Here is a 3,173-nt window from a genome sequence, read left to right as displayed (position 1 = left end):
GCCTACGGCCGCATCTGTGCCCGCACCGCTGGCCACCTGCCGGACCTTCACCTGGGCCGAGCTTCTGACGGCGCGTGGATCGCCTGGCTGACGAGCGATGGGCTCGAAGAGCAGGCCCAGGGCCGTCGCGCAGCTGGCCAAAAGGGCCAAAGTGCGTTTCAACGTTCCTCCTCGTGCTCGTGCGAAGCGAACCGGAGAGATCACGGGGAGCCGTATGGGAGCGCTCCCAGAAGTGCGTCGGCCTGAGAACGTACACCGGTCCGTCGATCGCGTACAGGGATCGGACCGTCGAACGGTTTCGACTTCCGGGCGGGCCGATCCACCCCGGTGGCGCGAGCGGATGCGCGCGGTGCGGTGCGGTCGGTCCTCGGTCCGGCAGGGACGGCCGGTGAGCCGAGGTTTCCGTGCGCCGCGATGACGGACCGGAGACGCTCACGGATTCGATCAGGTCTGCGATCCGCTTCTCGACGCGGTCGCGTCCGGCGGTCAGCCGGGCGAGGAGTTCGGGGTGGCCGGACCGCCGACGACGCGCGGCACGAGCGCGACGACGATCCCGCTGGACAGGCCGGTGGCGTACGACTGCCGGACGACCCGCACCTGTCAGACGGCGGCCTGTGCGTCCGAGTGGGCGCCCCACTCGGACGGCGACGGCTGGGAGAAGGGTAAGGGTCCGGTCGGCTTGCCCGCCGGCACCTGTTACGTTTGCGGCCGTTGTGAAGGCGCGAAGAGAGAACGGGTGTTGTTGTGCGCAAGGCGCGATGGACAGTGGTCGCGACGCTTGCCGTGGTCGTGGTGGCCGCCGGCTGCAGCAGCGAGAGCACGGACGAGAAGACGGCAGACACCACGGCAAGTGCCACCGCCGGCCCGGCGGAGACGTCGGCCGGCGCCCAGGCCCCTGGGCACACGCTCCTCGAGCGGGCGGCCGGCACCTGGAAGTACATCGCCACCCCCGGTGACACCACACTGGACACCCTCGTCATCAAGGACGGCAAAGCCACGGCCCGGGGCTCCAAGCTCTCGTGCACGGGCACCTTCGTACCGGTGAAGGAGAACGGTGAGGAATCCGCGACCATCACCTACTCCTGCCAGGACGGCAAGGACGGTGGGCGTGGCCTCGGCCACCTGAAGGTGAAGCCGGACGGCTCCTCGCTCGGGATCGACTTCGACGGACCCGCCGGCGGCTGGGGCGGCCCGGTCGACAGCTACCGCCGAGCCTGACCGCCTGGCGCGATGCCTCCACCAGGTGAGGCATGCCGCAGCACAGTCAGGACTGTCATGGGTCCTCCGTAAGTTGTTAGGCGGCCCGGGAGGGCCGGGTGTGGCTGATGGGTTCTTGTCTTCAGTGGCTCAGCAGGAGTGGCCGCCCGGCTCTCCGGGGCGCCCTGGCTGCTGATTGAGATGTGCGCGCCTTGTGCGGTCGCTGATTACGGAGATGACAGCGGGGTGTTCCTCGGGCCGACGGCATGCCGGATGATCCGAGGAGGGCGAGTGAACGAGCGGAAGACCCAGGTATGGGCCGGTGTCGATGCCGGCAAGGGCCACCACTGGGCGGCGGTGGTCGACGAGACCGGCGCAACCTTGTGGTCGAAGAAGGTCGACAACGACGAGTCGGCGATCCTGACCGCGCTCGGCGAGATCCTGGACCTGGCCGACGAAGTCCACTGGGCGGTCGACATCTCCGGCACTTCCTCCGCACTGCTGCTGGCCCTGCTCGCGGCCCATGGCCAGCAGGCCGTCTACGTGCCTGGCCGCACGGTCAACCGCATGTCGGGCGCCTACCGGGGCGAAGCCAAGACCGATGCCCGTGACGCCTACGTCATCGCCGAGACCGCCCGCCACCGCAACGACTTCATCGCCATCGACGTGCCCGCCCAGCTGGCCGCCGACCTCGCGCTGCTGACCTCCCACCGCACCGACTTGGTGGCCGACCGCGTGCGGATGATCAACCGCCTGCGCGACGTGCTGACCGGCGTCTTCCCCGCACTGGAGCGGGCCTTCGACTACTCGGCCCACAAGGGCTCGCTGGTCCTGCTGACGGGCTACCAGACCCCGGCGGCGATCCGCCGCCGCGGCCGCGCGAGGCTGACAGCCTGGCTGGCCAACCGCGGCGTGCGTGGAGCCGACACTGTCGCCGCGACCGCACTGGAAGCAGCCCAAGCCCAGCAGACCGCGCTGCCCGGCGAGGACGTCGCCGCACAGATCGTGGCCGACCTGGCCGGGCAGATCCTGGCCCTGGATGACCGGCTGAAGCGGATCGACAAGCAGATCCGGGAGACGTTCCGCAGTCATCCGCAGGCAAAGATCATCGAGTCGCTGCCCGGCATGGGCCCGATACTCGGAGCCGAGTTCGTTGTGGCCGCCGGCGACCTGTCGGCCTACGCCGACGCCGGCCACCTGGCATCGGCGGCCGGGCTGGTGCCCGTCCCGCGTGACTCCGGTCGCCGGACCGGCAACCTCCACCGGCCCAAGCGCTACAGCCGCCGCCTGCGCAGGGTGTTCTACATGTCCGCGCAGACGAGTATGACCCGCGAAGGGCCGAACCGGGACTTCTACCTGAAGAAGCGCGGCGAGGGCTGCAAGCACGTCCAGGCCGTCATCGCCCTGGCCCGCCGACGAGCGAGCGTGTTGTGGGCCCTGCTGCGTGACAACCGGGTGTTCACCTCCACCCCGCCGGCCACGCAAGCGGCTTGACTTCGTCATTGAGACTCCTGCCGGGCCGGGCGCGGGTGGGCCGTTGAGCGGCGGTGTCGCAGCGTGCCGCCGGCTGCGGTACGGAGGAAGGTGACGGGTGCGGGGGGCCCGCACCCTGCCCCCCGGAGAGGCGCGGGCGGGCCACCGCACGCCAAGGCTGTGGCTCGGGCTTGTTCGGCGGGGTCGGGGAGGGGGCAGCGAGGTCTGCGCTACACCACTCCGTCTCCGGCGCCCGCACCTGCTCGCCAGTGAAGAACACGGTCGAGCGCTGCCCGGCCTGCGGGTCCCCATGTCGGTTTGCCGTCGGGAAGGCCTCGGTCTCCGTTCTGGCCCATCAGCATGAGGAACAGGCTTTTCAGACGTGCCCCGGTGACCAGCGCGCGTCGAGCGTGTGAGTCGGGCACGCAGCTGCATCCCGGTTCGGCGCTGCCCGCGGGACCGGGAGTCTAAGGGCTGGTCACCTTGTGCGAGTGGTCATTGAC

The 3,173-nt window shown here is 70.2% G+C and carries 2 protein-coding genes; both read left to right on the top strand.

Annotation, left to right across the window (positions count from 1 at the left end; genetic code table 11):
- Positions 1-765 precede the first annotated feature (765 nt).
- Positions 766-1,218, top strand: coding sequence for a hypothetical protein (locus RM812_RS41170; RefSeq protein ID WP_311586000.1), 453 nt, complete (start codon positions 766-768; stop codon positions 1,216-1,218).
- 270 nt (positions 1,219-1,488) lie between these two features.
- Complete coding sequence (locus RM812_RS41165; RefSeq protein WP_311585998.1) at positions 1,489-2,691, top strand: IS110 family RNA-guided transposase; 1,203 nt, start codon at positions 1,489-1,491, stop codon at positions 2,689-2,691.
- Positions 2,692-3,173 lie beyond the last annotated feature (482 nt).

Origin of the sequence: Streptomyces lancefieldiae, assembly GCF_031845825.1 — a bacterium.
Lineage (GTDB): Bacteria > Actinomycetota > Actinomycetes > Streptomycetales > Streptomycetaceae > Streptomyces > Streptomyces lancefieldiae.
The sequence above is the reverse complement of the archived record's forward strand: the minus strand, read 5'-3'. Positions and strand labels throughout refer to the sequence as shown.